Annotated in this window: 15 protein-coding genes; 10 read left to right on the top strand and 5 right to left on the bottom strand. The window is 33.5% G+C overall.

Annotated elements, in window-relative coordinates:
• Positions 1–411 precede the first annotated feature (411 nt).
• The 4 genes from FF52_RS20170 to FF52_RS20155 all read left to right on the top strand — a co-directional run bounded on the left by FF52_RS20170 (position 412) and on the right by FF52_RS20155 (position 3,176).
• Positions 412–1,611 carry an SRPBCC family protein gene (locus FF52_RS20170; protein ID WP_008468480.1) on the top strand — a complete coding sequence of 400 codons (1,200 nt, stop codon included), beginning with the start codon at positions 412–414 and terminating at the stop codon, positions 1,609–1,611.
• A 79-nt stretch (positions 1,612–1,690) separates the two neighbouring features.
• Positions 1,691–2,233 carry an RNA polymerase sigma factor gene (locus FF52_RS20165; RefSeq protein WP_008468479.1) on the top strand — a complete coding sequence of 181 codons (543 nt, stop codon included), beginning with the start codon at positions 1,691–1,693 and terminating at the stop codon, positions 2,231–2,233.
• A 33-nt stretch (positions 2,234–2,266) separates the two neighbouring features.
• Positions 2,267–2,686, top strand: coding sequence for a hypothetical protein (locus tag FF52_RS20160; protein WP_008468478.1), 420 nt, complete (start codon positions 2,267–2,269; stop codon positions 2,684–2,686).
• 31 nt (positions 2,687–2,717) lie between these two features.
• Positions 2,718–3,176, top strand: a complete 459-nt coding sequence (locus FF52_RS20155; protein ID WP_008468477.1) for a hypothetical protein — start codon at positions 2,718–2,720, stop codon at positions 3,174–3,176.
• 70 nt (positions 3,177–3,246) lie between these two features.
• Here the strand turns inward: FF52_RS20155 and FF52_RS20150 are convergent, their stop codons facing one another.
• Positions 3,247–4,308, bottom strand: a complete 1,062-nt coding sequence (locus FF52_RS20150) for a WD40/YVTN/BNR-like repeat-containing protein (RefSeq protein ID WP_008468476.1) — start codon at positions 4,306–4,308, stop codon at positions 3,247–3,249.
• 250 nt (positions 4,309–4,558) lie between these two features.
• Here FF52_RS20150 and FF52_RS20145 point away from each other — a divergent pair, with 250 nt between their 5' ends.
• From FF52_RS20145 to FF52_RS20135, 3 genes are all read left to right on the top strand, one after another.
• Positions 4,559–5,857, top strand: a complete 1,299-nt coding sequence (locus FF52_RS20145; protein WP_008468475.1) for a hypothetical protein — start codon at positions 4,559–4,561, stop codon at positions 5,855–5,857.
• 133 nt (positions 5,858–5,990) lie between these two features.
• Complete coding sequence (locus tag FF52_RS20140) at positions 5,991–7,964, top strand: KUP/HAK/KT family potassium transporter (protein ID WP_035692014.1); 1,974 nt, start codon at positions 5,991–5,993, stop codon at positions 7,962–7,964.
• 135 nt (positions 7,965–8,099) lie between these two features.
• On the top strand, positions 8,100–9,314 hold the full coding sequence (locus FF52_RS20135; protein WP_008468472.1) for an RsmB/NOP family class I SAM-dependent RNA methyltransferase: 1,215 nt from the start codon (positions 8,100–8,102) through the stop codon (positions 9,312–9,314).
• 243 nt (positions 9,315–9,557) lie between these two features.
• Here FF52_RS20135 and FF52_RS20130 read toward each other — a convergent pair whose 3' ends face one another.
• Together FF52_RS20130 and FF52_RS20125 are read right to left on the bottom strand one after the other, a co-directional pair.
• Positions 9,558–10,601 carry an AMP-binding protein gene (locus tag FF52_RS20130; RefSeq protein WP_035692088.1) on the bottom strand — a complete coding sequence of 348 codons (1,044 nt, stop codon included), beginning with the start codon at positions 10,599–10,601 and terminating at the stop codon, positions 9,558–9,560.
• A 4-nt stretch (positions 10,602–10,605) separates the two neighbouring features.
• A complete protein-coding gene (locus FF52_RS20125) occupies positions 10,606–11,538 on the bottom strand; it encodes a CPBP family intramembrane glutamic endopeptidase (protein ID WP_008468469.1) in 933 nt (310 codons plus the stop codon).
• Positions 11,539–11,652: 114 nt separating this feature from the next.
• On the opposite strand from FF52_RS20125, the gene arsC reads away from it, so the two are divergent.
• Together arsC and FF52_RS20115 are read left to right on the top strand one after the other, a co-directional pair.
• Positions 11,653–11,997 carry an arsenate reductase (glutaredoxin) gene (gene arsC / locus FF52_RS20120; protein ID WP_008468467.1) on the top strand — a complete coding sequence of 115 codons (345 nt, stop codon included), beginning with the start codon at positions 11,653–11,655 and terminating at the stop codon, positions 11,995–11,997.
• Between the two features lie 91 nt (positions 11,998–12,088).
• The gene (locus FF52_RS20115) at positions 12,089–14,539 is read left to right on the top strand and encodes an outer membrane beta-barrel family protein (RefSeq protein ID WP_008468466.1); all 2,451 of its coding nucleotides are present in this window, start codon (positions 12,089–12,091) and stop codon (positions 14,537–14,539) included.
• A gap of 234 nt (positions 14,540–14,773) precedes the next feature.
• Here the strand turns inward: FF52_RS20115 and FF52_RS23795 are convergent, their stop codons facing one another.
• Positions 14,774–14,947: a hypothetical protein gene (locus FF52_RS23795; RefSeq protein ID WP_008468464.1), complete on the bottom strand. Its 174-nt coding sequence runs from the start codon at positions 14,945–14,947 to the stop codon at positions 14,774–14,776.
• A gap of 279 nt (positions 14,948–15,226) precedes the next feature.
• Between FF52_RS23795 and fumC the strand changes: the two genes are divergently transcribed.
• Entirely contained in the window at positions 15,227–16,612 is a 1,386-nt protein-coding gene (gene fumC / locus FF52_RS20105) for a class II fumarate hydratase (protein ID WP_008468462.1), read from the top strand.
• Between the two features lie 134 nt (positions 16,613–16,746).
• Here fumC and FF52_RS20100 read toward each other — a convergent pair whose 3' ends face one another.
• Positions 16,747–17,949, bottom strand: coding sequence for an NAD(P)-dependent oxidoreductase (locus FF52_RS20100; protein WP_008468459.1), 1,203 nt, complete (start codon positions 17,947–17,949; stop codon positions 16,747–16,749).
• Positions 17,950–18,149: the final 200 nt, after the last annotated feature.

Raw genomic sequence — 18,149 nt, 5'->3', positions numbered from 1 at the left:
AGTTTTCTTTTTTTGCTAATTTAAATCACTTTCTAATAATCTGAAAAATTATTGAATGAAATGAAAAGGCAATTTAGCAGCAAATCGTTTACAAATCTCTAAATTTGCTAAAAATTTTTATAATTATGTTTAGTCAAGGACAATTACTATTTGGAGTATGTTTTTTTATCGCTTTTGTAATCATTATGATATTTGCTTATCGAAAAGATTTGAAATTACACAAAGTTTTCTACAAGGGAAATTACAAAGTACTCCTTGCCTTTCTGCTTTTCATTGTCCTTTTGTTCGTAATTAAAATCTTTCTAAAAAGATAAATTATTCTGGTCGAGATAAAATAAAACCTAATAATTAGGGGTTATTAGTAAGACTCATAATAAAATTTATAACTTTACCGAAACCAAACAATCTACCATGAAAATTCTAAAGTATTTATTTCTTTTTGCACTTTTAAGCTTTGTTGCTCTTACTGTTTTTGTTGCTACACAGAAAGGAGATTTTTCTGTAGAAAGAAGTAAAGTCATAAATTCGCCTCGTGCAACGGTTTATAACTACCTGAATGACTTTAGAAATTACGAAGATTTTGAATCATGGTCTGTTGAAGATCCTACGATTAAAATGACTTATGCTAATAAAACCAGTGGCAATGGCGCTACATTTTATTGGGATGGTGCAGACGGAAAAGGAAATTCTATTATTCTTAAAACGAAAGATGGAGAAAGCATCGATCAAAAAATGCAGTTTGATGGCACCGAAGCCGATGTAAACTGGACCTTAAAAGATACTTTAAACGGCAAAACAAAAGTTACTTGGAAAGGAAAAGGAACTATGAGTTTTCTATTTAAAATATACACCGCTCTTCATGGCGGTTCTGACCGAGTTATTGGAACTATCTATGAAAAAAGTTTAGCCAATATTGACAAAAACTTAGATTACGAAACTAAAACTTATGCTGTTAAAGTAGATGGAGTGGTTAAGAAAACTGAAACTCCTTATATCAAGCAGACTTTCACTAGCGAAATTGCCAAAGTAAGCAAGAATGCTAGAATTGTAATTCCGAAGCTTATTCAGTTTAGCGAAACAAATGGTTTGTCTGCGGCAGGAAAACCTTTTATCATTTATCATACTTACGACACTAAAAATGGTTTAGCAAAGATTTCTATCTGTTTGCCTATTAATAAAGAGATTTCAACAAGTTCGGGAAGCGATATTTTAGCAGGAAAATTAAATGGTTTCGATGCTGTAAAAACAACGCTTAATGGAGATTATTCCCATAGGAATGAAGCCATTGCAAAAACAACGGCTTACATAAACAATCAAAAGATTATTCCAGATTTAAGCTGGTCTCATCTTGAAATTTTGACATTAAGCAAATTGGATGTAAAAGCTTCATCTAAATTGGTGACCGAAATTTATTTTCCAATAAAACCAAAAGTAGTTCCTGTTGCTACAGAACCTGTCTATGCTCCAGAAACTACTGGCGAAATGACAAGCGAGCCACGAGCAGAACAACCTACAGAAAAGCCTCGTACAGAACCTGTAAAACGCAAACCAGCTGCACCAACTCCAGCTCCTGCGCAAACACCTGCACAAGAGGAAGATTCAGAATTTTAAATAATTTCAAAAGCGCATTAAACCTTTTGTTTTAAATTCTGTCTAACTTCTATTAAAAAAAGTTTACAAAACAAAAAGTTTGATAGACGAGAAAGAATTTATAAAACAACTATTAACCCCTGAAACGCAAAATGTAGCGTTTCAAAAACTCTTGTCTGATTATCAGAAACCTTTGTATTCTCATATTCGAAACATTGTTTTGAATCATGATGATACTGACGATGTTTTACAGAACACTTTTGTAAAAGTCTTTCAAAATCTTAAAAACTTTAAAAGAGAAAGTAAACTTTTTTCCTGGATGTATCGTATTGCCACGAATGAAGCTTTGACTTTTTTATCGCAAAAAGCAAAATTAAGTGGAATTTCTTCTGAAGATCTGCAAAACAAAACCATTGATGGTTTAAAAGCCGATCTCTATTTTGATGGAGATGAAATTCAAATCAAACTTCAAAAAGCAATTGTAACGCTTCCAGAGAAACAGCAATTAGTTTTCAAAATGAAATATTTTGAAGAGTTAAAATATGAAGAAATTGCAGATATTTTAGGGACATCTGTTGGAGCACTTAAAGCATCTTATCATCACGCAGTAAAAAAAATCGAATTATATGTTACAACAAATTAAACCTTTTGTAACTAAAACTGTCTTATAAGTATTATGAAAACATTTAAATTAGAAAACGAACCCAAAATAAAATCTGGCTTTAAAGCTCCAGAAAACTATTTTGATAATTTTTCGGAAAAGGTTTTGCAGCAATTAAACGAAAAAGAAGTTAAGGTAATTCCTTTTTACAAACGTAAAAAAACACTTTGGATGGCTGCCGCTGCAGTAGTGGGCTTTGCAATATTAATTCCTGCCATAAATAATTATAGAGCAAATTCAACCGATCTTGACGAGGCTACTTTAGAAAATTATTTATCCTATCATTCTAATATAAGCCAATACGATCTTATTCAAAAACTGGATGACAGCGATATCGAAAATTTAGGTAACGATGTTACTCTAGAAGATGAAACTTTAGAAGATATTTTAGCTACAAGCCCAAACATAGAACACTTAATTTCAGAACAAAATTAAATCAAACTTAACTCAACAACTTAGCTCAACAATGAAAATAAAAAACATTTTACCGCTATTGCTATTTCTGACAAGTTTTTCATTTTTTGCACAAAATGGAAAAATTGATGAAAAGCGAGAAAAGATTAAAGCTTTTAAAGTGTCATTTTTAACGACAGAATTAGAACTAACTTCAACCGAAGCTGAAAAATTCTGGCCAATTTATAATGCTTATGATGATAAACAATATGAATTGAAGTACCTAAAAATGAAGACTTATATAAAACAGTTAAAAGATGAAAATCTTAAAAATCTTTCAGACAAAGAAGCTGTAACGTTATTATCTCAAATAGAAAGTACAGATAAAGAAATCTATCAGCTTCGTGAAAAATACATGAACAATCTGAAAAAAGTACTTCCTGCAAAGAAAATACTCTTACTTAAAAAATCTGAAGACGACTTTAATCGAAAATTATTGCAACAATACCGAGACAAAGCCAATAAGGATTAAATCTTAACGATACAACAGCGATAAGAACCCTATATAATAATACTTACTTTATTATTTAGGGTTTATTTTTTTATTTAAAATTCAATCGGACTACCTTATTGTGTCCCGCTGCGATCGCAGTATTTCTGTTCACAAATCGAATGGTAAAAAATTTGTTATCTGTAGAAAGCTGCATCCAGTTTTCTCCTCCATTTTGAGAATATTGTATTCCTTCAGAACCAACACAAACAATTTCTCTTCCATTACCTCCAGGAACATATTGTATACATGACGCATAACCAAATCCCATATTCTGACCAATTAATTGCCAAGTCTTGCCGCCGTCTTTTGTAAAAGCTTTATTATTGGCTTTATTATTAGGAAGATCATAATCTCCTCCTGCAATAAAACCTTGTTTAGAATCATAAAAATCGGCAGTAAAAATTCCTGTCATCTGTTTTCCTTGCACAATTGGGGTTTCTACAACTTTCCATGTTTTTGCCTTATCTGGAGAATAAAAAACACGCGCTTTTCTTCCGCCTGAAACCAACCAAGTATCATTACCTTTTATAACGATATTTGTATTGCTGGCTGCAAAGGCTGCTTCTCCCGTGCTATTTGTCGGCAGTTTATCAGAAAGCAGTTTGGTCCAAGTCTCTCCGCCATCACGAGTAACAATAATTGAAAAAGTATCTTCTGTTGGGTCACCAATTGCAATTCCTTCCTTGTCGTTCCAAAACTGCATGCTATCGTAAAATACTTTTGGATTAACTTCTTTGTAAACCAATTTAACTTTGCGGTCTTTTTTAGAAACTGAATACAAAAGCGCTGGATTTGCCACACTCAATAAAAAAATATCTTTTGAAGTTTGCGCTATACTTCTAAATTCTAACTTTAATGTATCGCGATAAATATGTTCTTCAAATTTTTCTTTTTTATCCAAATCATAATACCCAAAACGAGAATTATCGGCACCATACCAAACTTTATTTTTATCAATAAGAATTGCTCTAATACTAATTCTGTCTTTAAATAATGTATCTACCGTCATTGAAGTAAAGCCATTATTGTAAGCAACGTCAGTTTTATAATTAAATGATCTAAAAGACATCAATAAAATAAAAATAACACAAAATAAAGCGAGTTTTTTCATAGGAAACTTAAAATTTGGTTAACGCTAAAATACAATTAATTCCCACATGGAAAATTAATTTCCCTATTTTTTTGCTAAGCTCATTTATTGTTTCATTTACAGAACTTTATATAAAAAAGTCACAAAACTACTATTCTAAAAATTTAAAACATTAAAAATCAGCATTATAAAATTCATCCTGCATTAAATAAATTTTGTGGCACAGTAATTGGATATCTCATAACACAAAATAATTTAATACAAATTAGCCATGAAAGCGAATTTACTTTTAATAGCAATATCAGCCCTAGTTTTTGGTTCTTGCGCTGCGCAAAGTCAAACTACTGTTTATGCAAAAAACTCAGATATAAGCGATAACTTAGATTTAAGAGCTGTTGCTTCGATGTTTGGAGAATCAGCCAATCTTCAAGATTTTGAAAGACGTTTAAATGATCCGAAATATCAAATATCAAATCTTGACCTTAACGGAGATGACGAAGTAGACTATCTTCGTGTAATCGAAAGTGTTGAAAACAGAACTCACGTTGTAATAATACAAGCAGTTTTGGACCGTGATGTTTACCAAGACGTTGCTACAATAGATGTAGAAAGAGACAATTACAATAAAGTGAGCGTTCAAATTGTTGGAAACGCTTACTTATACGGAGCAAATTACATTTATGAGCCTGTTTATAGTGTGGCACCTGTTATTTACACTTCATTTTGGGTAACAAATTACAGACCGTATTATTCAACTTGGTATTGGGGTTATTATCCAACTTATTATACTGCTTGGAGACCTTACCCTGTTTACAGATATAGAAATAACATCAATGTTTGCATCAACGTACACAATACATATAACTATGTAAATGTGAGAAGAAGCTACAGAGCCCCTGCTATTTATGAAACAAGACGCAGTTACGGTTACGAAAGAATGCGTCCTAACTACAGTTTTGCTGAAAGACACGCAAACACATCTAATAGATATGAATTAGAACAAAGACGTGTAGCAAACAGAGAAACTAGCCGAAATACGTATAACACCAATAGAAATTATACAGGAAGAACAACATCTGATAATGGTATTTCTAACAGAACATATGCTGAAAACAGAAATGCAACAAACAGATCATCTGTAGACAGAAGCAACAATACCAATAGAGGTTATAACACTACAGGCAGAAGTACTGAAAGTGTAAGCACAGAAAGAAGCACAAATCGTGGTGGTTATTCAAATAATGGTTATAATTCTCAAAGAAATGAAAATGCAGCTCGAGTTCAGAATACTCCAAGAGTAGATTACGGAAACGGAAATACTTCTAGCACATCAAGAGGATATTCTAACCGAGAGGCATCTGCTCCAAGAGCTGAAAGAAGTTCAAGAAGTTATTCTGAAAACCAGTCTAGCAATTCAAACAGAGACTATTCTGCTAGACCACAGCAAAGCCAACGTTCAGAATCACCACGTATGAGCCAAGAACCTTCTAGAGGAAACCAAGAATCTAGAGGGGGACAGAGCCAAAGAGATAACGGTTCGAGTTCTAGAGGAAATGGCAGAAGAGGTTAATTTTCGAAATAAATAATATTCAAAAAAGAAAGCACAATTTTACGATTGTGCTTTTTTTTATCTTTTTAATTTTAATTGCCTCTAATTTGTTTTAAAACAGTAAATTTGCAACCGTCTTTTTATAAAATTATACATGAGCGCATCGCATAAAAACTTACATAGTAAGTTGTCTATAGGGGGTTTATTGATTACTTTAGGGATTATTTATGGAGATATTGGTACTTCTCCACTGTACGTAATGAAGGCTATTTTGGGTGACCATACAATAAATGCTGATATTGTTTTAGGAGGCATTTCTTGTGTGTTTTGGACGCTTACATTACAAACTACAATTAAATATGTACTTATTACTTTAAGTGCAGACAACCACGGTGAAGGAGGGATTTTTGCCTTATATGCATTGGTAAAGAAAACTAAAATTCAATGGCTTATAGTACCCGCGATTATTGGTGGTAGCGCCCTGCTCGCCGACGGAATTATAACCCCGCCTATTTCGATTTCTTCTGCTGTAGAAGGAATTAGGGCATTTTACCCAACGATGCAGACACAAACTATCGTGTACATCGTAATTACCATTTTATTCGTTTTATTTACTATTCAGCAATTTGGAACTAAATTGGTTGGAAAATTCTTTGCTCCAATGATGTTAATCTGGTTCGCTATGTTGGGTACACTAGGAGCAATTCAGGTATTGAATTATCCTGAAGTAATTAAAGCGATTAATCCTTATTATGCTTATCATTTATTATCGATACATCCTGATGGTTTCTTCGTTCTTGGATTTGTTTTCTTATGTACAACTGGAGCTGAGGCTTTATATTCTGACATGGGACACTGTGGAAGAAAAAACATTAGAATTAGCTGGATTTTTGTGAAAACCACTTTAGTTTTAAACTATTTTGGACAAGCCGCTTATTTAATTCACCACGAAGGAAGCACATTACAGCAATTAGGAGGTGAAAACGGAAATCCGTTTTACTTGATTATGCCACATTGGTTTTTACCTTTCGGAATCGTAGTTGCAACTCTTGCCGCTGTAATTGCATCTCAAGCGCTTATCTCTGGTTCGTTTACATTAATTAACGAGGCTATGCGTCTGAACTTCTGGCCAAAAGTAAAAATCAAATATCCAACAGAAGTAAAAGGTCAATTGTACATTCCGTCAATCAACTGGCTATTGTTTTTTGGCTGTGTTGGAATCGTTTTACATTTCGAGAAATCAGGAAACATGGAGCATGCGTATGGTCTTGCCATTATTTTGTGTATGATCATGACAACCATATTATTGAATTACTACTTAATCATGAAACGTGTAAAACTGTACTTTATGGTACCGTTAATTACAATTTATTTATTGATTGAGTTCAGCTTCCTTTTTGCTAATATTACCAAATTTGCCGAAGGTGGTTACGTAACATTAATTATTGCGAGTTTACTTATTTCTGTGATGACAATCTGGTATCTAGCTAAGAAAATCAACAAAAACTACACTAAGGTGGTCAAAGTTGATGATTACAAGCAAGTTCTGGTAGAGTTAAGCCAAGATTTATCCATTCCGAAATATGCCACACATTTGGTTTATATGACCAATGCAAATCGCGTTGATGAATTGGAAGAAAAAGTAATTTATTCGATCCTTCAAAAACGTCCAAAAAGAGCTGATATTTATTGGTTTGTTCACGTTAATATTTTAACTGAACCTTACAAAACGCAATATAAAGTAACAGAAATTGCGAAAGACGATATTTATAGAATTGATTTTAACTTAGGATTTAGAGAGCCAACCAAAATCAATTTGATGTTTAGAGAAGTTATCAAAGACATGGTAAAACGAGGTGAAGTAGATATTACCAGCCGTTACGAATCTTTAAACAAGAATAATATTATTGGAGACTTTAAATTTGTATTGTCTGAGAAATTCTTATCAAACGACAACGATTTAAGATGGCATGAAAATATTATCATGAACTCTTATTTCTTCATAAAAAAACTGAGTTTGTCTGAGGAAAGAGCTTTTGGTCTAGACAGCAGTTCTGTTAAAATAGAAAAATTCCCGATGGTGCTTCACGCTCCAGAAAATATTGGATTAACGCGTATTACAAAATAATAGGCTTTTAAATAATTCAAAAAAACACTCTAATTTGGAGTGTTTTTTTCTTTTAATACGAGTTAGATTAAGATTCAGTATTAAAAATTTAACTTTCAATCAATTAATAGTAACTTTGCAACTCAAATTATAGAAATGAGATTACACAGAAATTTAGTTTATACTACCATTGACTCTTTGAATGCCATTTTCAACGAAGGAGAATATGCTGATAAAGTGGTAGCCAGAGCATTAAAAAAAGACAAACGTTGGGGAAGTTCTGACAGGAAGTTTGTTGCTGAAACGATATACGAAATTGTTCGCTGGAAAAGATTATATGCAGAAATTGCCGAAGTAAAAGAACCTTACGACAGAGATAATCTATGGAGAATGTTTGCGGTTTGGGCTGTTTTACGCGGTTATCCAATTCCAGATTGGAGACAACTGGAAGGAACTCCTGAAAGAAAAATCAAAGGTCGCTTTGATGAATTATCTAAAACTAGAGCCATAAAAGAATCTATTCCAGATTGGATGGATGAATTGGGCGTAAAAGAACTTGGAGAAAAAGTTTGGGTAAAAGAAATTGCAGCGCAAAATCAGCCGGCAAAAGTTATCTTGAGAACTAATACTTTAAAAGGTACAAAAGAAAGTCTTAGAAATACTTTAATGGATTTAAATATTGAAACTGAATATTTAAAAGATCAGCCAGATGCTCTTGTTTTAAAAGAAAGAGCAAACGTATTTTTGACAGACGCTTTTAAACAAGGACTTTTTGAAGTTCAAGATGCCAACTCCCAGTTAGTTGCAGACTTTTTAGATGTAAAACCAGGAATGCGCGTAGTAGACACTTGCGCAGGTGCGGGCGGAAAAACATTACACATGGCTTCTTTAATGCAGAATAAAGGACAATTGATTGCAATGGACTTGTACGAAAGTAAATTGAAGCAATTGAAATTAAGAGCAAAAAGAAATGGTGCTTTTAATATTGAATATCGCATCATCGACAGCACAAAAGTGATTAAAAAATTACACGAAAAAGCTGATCGTGTTTTAATTGATGCGCCTTGTAGCGGATTAGGCGTTTTGAAAAGAAACCCAGATTCTAAATGGAAATTACAACCTGAATTTATCGACAACATTCGTAAAGTTCAGAGCGAGGTTTTAGAAAGCTATTCTAAAATTGTAAAACCAGGCGGAAAATTAGTTTATGCAACTTGTTCAGTTCTTCCATCAGAAAACCAAGAACAGGTAGAGAAATTCTTAAAAACAGAAATCGGAAAACAATTTACTTTTATTGAAGATCGTAAAATGTTAGCTTCAGAATCTGGTTTTGATGGTTTTTACATGGCACTTATGGAACGTAAAAAATAAATTCCAAAATCCGATTTATTTCGGAATACTCAATATTAAAATTCCAAATTCCAATCTTAAAACTTGGAATTTGGAATTTTTTATTTTTTCTAATGCCATATAGCTTTGTCATTTCGACGTAAGGAGAAATCTTCGCAAGTAGCTCCGCTCCAATAAGCAAATCTTTGTAGAATTTCTATCGAAGATTTCTCCTTACGTCGAAATGACAAAATTGCGAAAACTTCGAATTTAAAAGATTAGTATTTAATCTTGTAAAGTAGGTTTTCGCAACAACTTTCCATTTTCATTTTCTTTGAATTTTGAAACGAAGACTATTTCTTTTGGCTTCTCGTATTTCCCTAAAACATCAAAGAAATCAGGTTCAAATTCTTGTTTTTCTCCTTCTATAACCAAAACTAGTTTTTCTCCTAAAGTAGTATCTGGAAGTCCTGTCACAAAAAATCTATTAGCAATTTTTCCTGTCAGTTTAGCTTCAATCTGTTCTGGAATCAGCTTTACCCCTCCACTATTGATTACATTATCAATTCGACCTAAAAACTTAAACTGCTGTTCATTCACCAACTCTACCAAATCATTTGTGACAATTGGCTCATCAGAAATTGTAGCTACATGAATCACCAAGCATTGACGATCGTCCTGAGAGATTTTGACATTTGGAAGAATCGAAAAAACAGAATCCCCCAAACGTTTCGCCCCAATATGCGTAATTGTTTCGGTCATTCCATAAGTTTCGTAGATTTCTGTTTTTAAAGGCAAAAGCTTTTCCTCAAGAGCCGAATCTAATTTAGCTCCGCCAATAATTAATTTGCGTACTTTAGAAAGTCCGTCTATAGAGTTTTGAACCTGAAGCGGCACCATTGCCACAAAATCGTAGGTCGTCGTATTGAATTGTAATGGATGCAGACTTGGCGAAACCACATCTAATTCCAATCCTAAAATTAAACTTCTCACCAGCATCATCTTCCCTGCTATAAATTGCGTTGGCAAACATAATAAAGCTTTATCTCCTGGCTCCAAACCAAAAAAATCACCTGTAGCCAAAGCCGATTGAATCATGGCTTGTTTTTTTAATCTAACCAGTTTTGGAAGTCCTGTTGTTCCAGAGGTCGTCATTTCGATATAATCTTTTTTATCAAACCAGTCTAAAAAGAACTCTCCAATAGATTGTTCATATGCATCTCCTTCTTTAATATAACTATAAGCGACACGGCACAAGTCTTTTGCATTTAGATGGTATCCATTTAATTTGAAATAATTGTGAACGTTATTTTGAGTTAAGTTTTGCATAATCTTAAGCATTTAATTCGACATTACTAATTTTTCCTGTTAGCTTTTCTTTCCAATTTGTCCAGCCATATTTTTTACTAAAAATAATGAGCAGAATAGGATAAATAATAACCACTGGCAGAATTACATCAATTCCTGCTGAAGGTTCTGAAAGATCTTTAAATATAGAATTGGTTTGAAAAACAGTCCAATCTGAAGTAACCAATAATGCTCCAACAAGATTGTTTGCAGCATGAAATCCGAGTGCCAATTCCATCCCTTCATCCATCAGCGTTATTACACCCAAAAACAATCCCGTTCCTATATAATAAATCATGATAACACCTCCCATTTTTTCAACTTCAGGATTGGTCCAATGCATCGAGCCAAATATGACAGAAGTCATTAAGAGCGGAAACCATCTATTCTGAGCTAAATTGGCAAATCCCTGCATTAAATAACCTCTAAAAACATATTCTTCAGTTGAAGTCTGAATCGGAATTAAAATGCATCCTAAAACTGCTAATGTCAAAAAAGGAACTAATTTAAACTGCAATACGAATTGCTCAGGAGATCTTAAATATACGAACAAAAAACTGAGCAAGGAGAAAAATGACCATAAAAAGAAAGAAAACAAGATTCTTTTCCAATCCACTTTAGATCTTGAAGTTGTCACCGACAATAGAGTTTGGCGATGAATATATTTAACCACAAAATAAATTCCTGCAAAAGCAAAAATGAAAGAAATCATTATCAGAAAAAGAGTTGTATTGGACTCAAACATTTTCATTATTTCTTCATTTGTAGTTGGGAAAGCAATATGTTCTGTGAATGTTTTATAAAATACAGCTGCTGTAATTGGAATTTGCCCTATAAAAGATGCCGAAATAATAAAAACTGATCCTACCAGATATTTCCAAAATTTATTTTCGGGCTTAATTCCTTGTTCTAAAAACATAAATTTAAAATTTTAAAAAATGAGAATTCAAATTCGATAAGTTAATCTTACTTTTGATAGCACTAAAATACCGCCTTTTTATTTTACGAATATTAAACGTTTAAATATAACAAAATGATACAAATTTACCACAATCCAAGATGCGGAAAATCGAGAAATTGCCTAGCTTTTATTGAAAAATCGAATCAGGATTTTGAAATCATACCTTACTTAACTGAAACTCCATCTTTTGACCAATTAAAAACATTATTAGGTCAACTAAATTTAGAGCCAATCCAACTCATTAGAATTAAGGAAAAAATCTGGATCGAAAATTTTAAAGAAAAAACCTTGAGCGATGACGAGATTATAAATGCCATGGTAGAAAACCCAATTTTAATAGAGCGTCCAATTGTTGTAAAAGACGGAAAAGCTATAATTGGCCGAGACCCAGAACTTGTTGCTTCTTTTTTAGATTGATTCTAAAATACCCTATTAACATTTTTTTGTGATTCTTCTCTTTAAACCAAAAACTACATTTGGCGTCTAAAGAGAAAAAGAAAACCAGAAAATGAAAAAAATCAAATTTGCTGTATTGCTTGTATTCATGTTTACAAGTTTCTACAATTACTCTCAACAAGGTCCCGGAGGCAGACCCAAAGTAAAAGTCACCGGAAAAGTTTTCGAGAAAGTAAGCAAACAACCATTAGAGTATGCTACAATTTCACTTACTGCTCCAAATGATACAAAAGTTGTTGCTGGAGGTATTACGAATCCGAAAGGAGAATTTGAAGTTGCGGTTGCACCCGGAACTTACGATATAAAAGTGGAGTTCATTTCATTCAAATCGACTGAAATTAAACAGAAAAGCATTCAAGGCGATACCAATTTAGGTGTCGTAAACCTATCTGAAGATGCTGCACAACTAAACGAAGTTGTAGTTCGCGCTGAAAAATCGACTGTAGAAATCAAACTGGACAAAAAAGTTTACAACGTTGGTCAGGATATGATTGTAAAAGGCGGAAGTGTTAGCGATGTTTTAGACAACGTCCCTTCTGTTTCTGTTGATACAGAAGGAAATGTAAGTTTAAGAGGAAGCGACAACATTCGTATTTTAATTGACGGAAGACCTTCGCAAGCTATAAATATTGCAGAAGCTTTAAGACAGCTTCCAGCGGACGCAATTGACAAAGTAGAAGTAATTACAAACCCATCAGCGCGTTATGATGCTGAGGGTGGTTCTGGAATTATCAATATTGTTCTTAAAAAAGGAAAAAATCAAGGTTTCAACGGAACTTTTATTGCTTCAACAGGTTTACCAGAAACGTATGGATTAAGTGCTAACTTAAACTACAAAACTGAAAAGTTAAACTATTTTACAACTGCTGGTTACAACTACAGAACTACAGAAGGAGCTGGCCAGACCAATTCTGAATATTTAAATCCAGACGGTACAACAAAAAGTTTCTTAGACGAAGACCGCGATACAAAACGTATCAGAAACGGATTCAATGCAAGAGCTGGTGTTGAATGGACCATAACCCCGTCTACATTCTGGACAAATGCTATCAACTACCAAAAAAATACGGGTGACGATAGAGATTTGATCAATTATTACAATTACGATGCCAATCGCAATTTTACTGGAACAACGTATCGTTTAAACAACGCAGATACTGGAAGCGAAAACTTTGAGTACACTTCTAATTTGATTAAGAATTTCAACGATAAGGGACACAAACTTACCGCAGACCTTTCTATTTCAAGAAACACAGATGATAGCTACAGCACTATTACAGCCTCACCGAATTTCAATAATACTTTAAACGATCAGATCCAAAAACAAGTATTATTTCAGGCAGATTATGTTCTTCCGCTAGGAAAAGGAAGCCAGTTTGAAGCAGGATATAAAGGAAGTTTTGGAGATCTAAACAACGAATATTATGTAACTGAAAATGGAGGAGCAAAAGATCCTAATTTATCAAATACTTTAGAATACAAAGAAAACATCAATGCGCTTTACACACAGTATGGTTTCAAAGTAAATAAATTCTCTTATTTATTTGGTTTAAGATGGGAAGACACAGACATCCATGTTAATTTGCTAGACAATAGCGATTTCAATACCAAAAAATACAACAACTTATTTCCAAGTGCTTTTATTAGTTACGAAATCTCAGATCAAAGTAATTTCTCTGCAAGCTATAGCAAACGTTTGTCAAGACCAAGAGGACGTTTCATGAACCCAGCAGTTAACTACGCTAGTAACGTTAACATCTTTCAAGGAAATCCAGACTTAGATCCTTCTTTGACAGACAAATATGATATTGGCTACATCAAAAAATGGGATAAAGTAACCTTCAATACATCGGCATATTTTGAAGACACAAAAGATGTTTTCAGCTTTGTACGATCTCCTACTGGAGACGAAGTTAATGGAGTGCCTGTAATCAAAAGCCAACCTATTAACTTAGGAAAAGAGCAAAAATTTGGTTTCGAATTTACGTTCAATTACACTCCATTCAAATGGTGGAAATTAAACAGTAACTTTAACTTCTTCAATGTAAAAACTACAGGAGAACATAGTTATACAGATACACAAGGAAATCTTATTGTTCAGAATTTAGACAATCAAGCTAATTCTTGGTTTGCAAGAGTAAACTCTAAAGTTACACTTCCGTACAAAATTGACTGGCAGTTGACAGCAATGTACAACGGAGAACAAAAAACAGCTCAAGGTAAAAACTTAGGCCAATTCGGAATGAATACTGCTTTCAGCAAAGATGTCATGAAAGACAAAGGAACTATTGCTTTCAACATTAGCGACGTATTCAATTCAAGAAAAATGAGATCGTACACGTATTTAGATGATGTAAGTTCATATAGCGAATTCCAATTCCGTAAACGTCAGTTCAATTTATCATTCACATACCGTTTCAATAAACCAAAAGGTGAAAGAGATAAAAATGCACAGCCAAGAAATGATGGCGGTGGAGACGGCGGCGGAGATTTTCCTGGATAAAATCTTTTAAATTCCAATTTGGACAAAAAATTCCAATAAAAAAATCCAAATTCCAATTTTATCATTGGAATTTGGATTTTTCTATTTCGAACAAAACCCGACAAGTCTTAAAAACCTGTCGGGTTTAAATAAGCTTGTCAAATTTGAATTTGGAATTTTTGATATTGGAATTTCCTTTTTTGGGCACAAAAAAAAGAACCTTTTGGGTTCTTTTTTTATGACATCAATCTAAAATTAAATAGATTGCTCTTCTTGTCTTTTTCTGGCTCTTTTTTCTTTAATCATTTCCCAGCTAGCTCCTGTTACCCAATAAGATAAGAAACCTACCAAGAAAAACATTAACCAAAACCCTATAGTTAGTATGGTTAAGAAAAGTAAAAAACCTAAGTACTGTGAAAATTCAAACATGTTTTCCGGAATTTTTGAATGTTACCACAAATGTAGGGTATATATTTTTTCTCAGCAATAAAATCTAAATCAATTTTCGTTAAATAACATTTATCCGTATATTTATACTCATTTTAAATAAGCTTTTTTAGGGCATACAATCCCTTTCTCTAAAAGAGTTCAGAGGAATTTCATCAAAACATTTCACATTTTACAAATAACATTTTTACAAATAACATTTTTACAAATAACATTTTTACAAATAACATTTTTACAAATAACATTTTTACATACAACATAATGAAATACAGAATAGAAAAAGACACAATGGGCGAAGTTCAAGTCCCAGCCGATAAATATTGGGGTGTACAAACAGAACGATCTAGAAATAATTTCAAAATTGGGCCGGCGGCATCAATGCCAAAAGAAATCATAGAAGGTTTTGCCTATCTCAAAAAAGCAGCTGCTTATGCCAATTACGATTTAGGCGTTTTGCCAATCGAAAAAAGAGATGCAATTGCAGCAGTTTGTGACGAAATTCTTGAGGGAAAACTAGATGACCAATTCCCTCTTGTAATCTGGCAGACGGGTTCTGGAACGCAAAGCAATATGAACGTAAACGAAGTAATTGCCAACCGCGCTCAAGTCCTTAAAGGTTTTGAAATTGGCGAAGGCGAACAATTTATAAAAGCCAACGACGATGTAAACAAATCCCAATCGTCAAATGACACTTTCCCAACTGGAATGCATATTGCCGCTTACAAAATGGTCGTAGAAACTACCATTCCTGGTATCGAAAAACTTCATGCTACCCTAGCCAAAAAAGCTGCAGAATTTAAAGATGTTGTCAAAATCGGCCGTACGCACTTAATGGATGCGACACCATTAACTCTTGGTCAGGAAATTTCAGGTTACGCAGCACAACTAGCCTTCGGATTAAAAGCCTTAAAAAATACTTTATCCCATTTATCTGAAATCGCTCTTGGAGGAACAGCTGTTGGAACAGGATTAAACACTCCAAAAGGATATGATGTAAAAGTCGCAGAATATATCGCAAAATTTACCAACCATCCTTTTGTAACGGCAGAAAATAAGTTTGAAGCGCTTGCAGCACACGATGCAATTGTAGAAACACACGGAGCTTTAAAACAATTGGCTGTCTCTTTAAATAAAATTGCCAACGATGTTAGAATGCTGGCGTCAGGTCCTCGTTCTGGAATTGGCGAAATTCATATTCCTGAAAATGAGCCAGGTTCTTCTATTATGCCTGGAAAAGTAAATCCAACGCAATGTGAAGCTTTAACCATGGTTTGCGCTCAAGTTATTGGAAATGATATGGCAATTGCTGTTGGCGGTATGCAAGGGCACTATGAACTGAATGTTTTCAAACCTGTAATGGCAGCCAATTTTTTACAATCGGCACAATTATTAGGTGATGCCTGTGTTTCTTTTGACGAACATTGCGCACAGGGAATCGAACCAAATCATAAACGCATCAAAGAATTAGTAGATAATTCGCTTATGCTAGTCACTGCTTTAAACACCAAAATTGGATATTATAAAGCTGCTGAAATTGCTCAAACCGCTCACAAAAACGGAACAACTTTAAAAGAAGAAGCTGTCCGACTTGGTTATGTAACTCCAGAAGATTTTGATGCTTGGGTAAAACCTGAAGATATGGTTTGAGTTATGAATTATGAGTTATGAATTATGAGTTATTACTCTAACGTAAATAATAAAAGGAGAAACATAAATGTTTCTCCTTTTTATTTTATAGACAAAGTCGGCTAACTCATAATTCATAACTCAAAACTCATAACTTATTTACCGTCTACATAATCCTGTAAATAACTGAATCTTTCTGTTAGTTTTCCGTTTTCAGTGATTTTGGCGCGTTTTAAGATTCCGTCTTTATCACCGTTGAAGAAAGCTGGAATTACGTGTTCCATAAATTGTTCTCCAAAACCTTCGCTGGCATCTTTTGGAATTTCACACGGCAGATTATCTACTGCCATTACTGCAACTGCAGCTGGATGAAAAAGATCCACTTCACGATCTTCTAACGGAAAATACCCATATAAGGGATCTTCAATGGTTGACGAACGTATTGTACAAGCAATCGGACCGTTAACATCACAAGAAATATCAGCTACCACTTTCAATTTGCAGTCGCTTGCGTTCAGCATTTCTTTGGTTAAAATCATCGGTGCATTATTGGCATAAAAATGTCCAGCAAAATAAATGTCAGATACTTTCGTGAATCGTTCAAAATCAGATTCATACTCTTCTGGATGCTTAACAAAATCTACAAAATCCAAAACCTGCCCGTTTTTCCTTTTGTTGTATTCCAAAACATCCAATTGCACATAAACCGCTTGAGCATATTTTTTAGTCAAATAATTATCAATTGTAATTTCTTTCACTTTTATAGCATCCAAAATTTCTTTGGCTCCGCTCCCAACCTTTCCAGTTCCAGTAACTACAAATTTCAGAGCTGGCATTGTAATGCGCTTTAAGTGTTTTATCAAATCTTCTTTTCCTGAAAGAGTTTCTGCTTTTGGAAGTTTGAACAATTCGAATTTAATTCCGAATGCACGGATTCCGTTATAAACCCCAACCATTCCAGCATATTTTCCAAAACCAATTAAACGATGATCGTGTTCGTTTACAATCGTTTCATGATCGTATAAATCAATATTTTTTTCTAAAATCGCCTGAAGTAATTTTCTATTATGAGGCTGTTTTTTAATTGTATGAGAAAAAAAGAAATACGCTTTATTTGGAATCAAGCTTTCTACAGGAACTTCTTTCACACCAAATAAAACATCGCAGTCAGAAACATCATCAGTAACGGTAATTCCCATATTTTTATAGTCATCATCAGAAAAAATTCTGATATCTGAACTTTCGACTTTTACAGAGGCATCATGATAAAGTTGCTTTAATCTTGTCAATTCATTTGGAGAAAAAACAACTCTTCTGTCAGGCGGGTTTTTTCTCTCTTTTATGATTCCAAATTTCATTAGATTGGTTTTTTAGTATTTAATAATATAACTTTTTAAAACATATTTGTTTCAAATATAACAAATTTAGTTAAAATTTTGTTTCAAAAATTCTATTTAAAATGTTCCAAAACCGTTAAAAGCTGAAAAACAACCGAGTAAAATTTAGTTTTCTTAAAAAAATGTTAAAAAACACAAAATAGAGCCCCAGAACCAAGAAT

Source organism: Flavobacterium sp. F52 (genome assembly GCF_000278705.1).
Lineage (GTDB): Bacteria > Bacteroidota > Bacteroidia > Flavobacteriales > Flavobacteriaceae > Flavobacterium > Flavobacterium anhuiense.
This window is presented reverse-complemented; position numbering and strand designations above follow the sequence as displayed.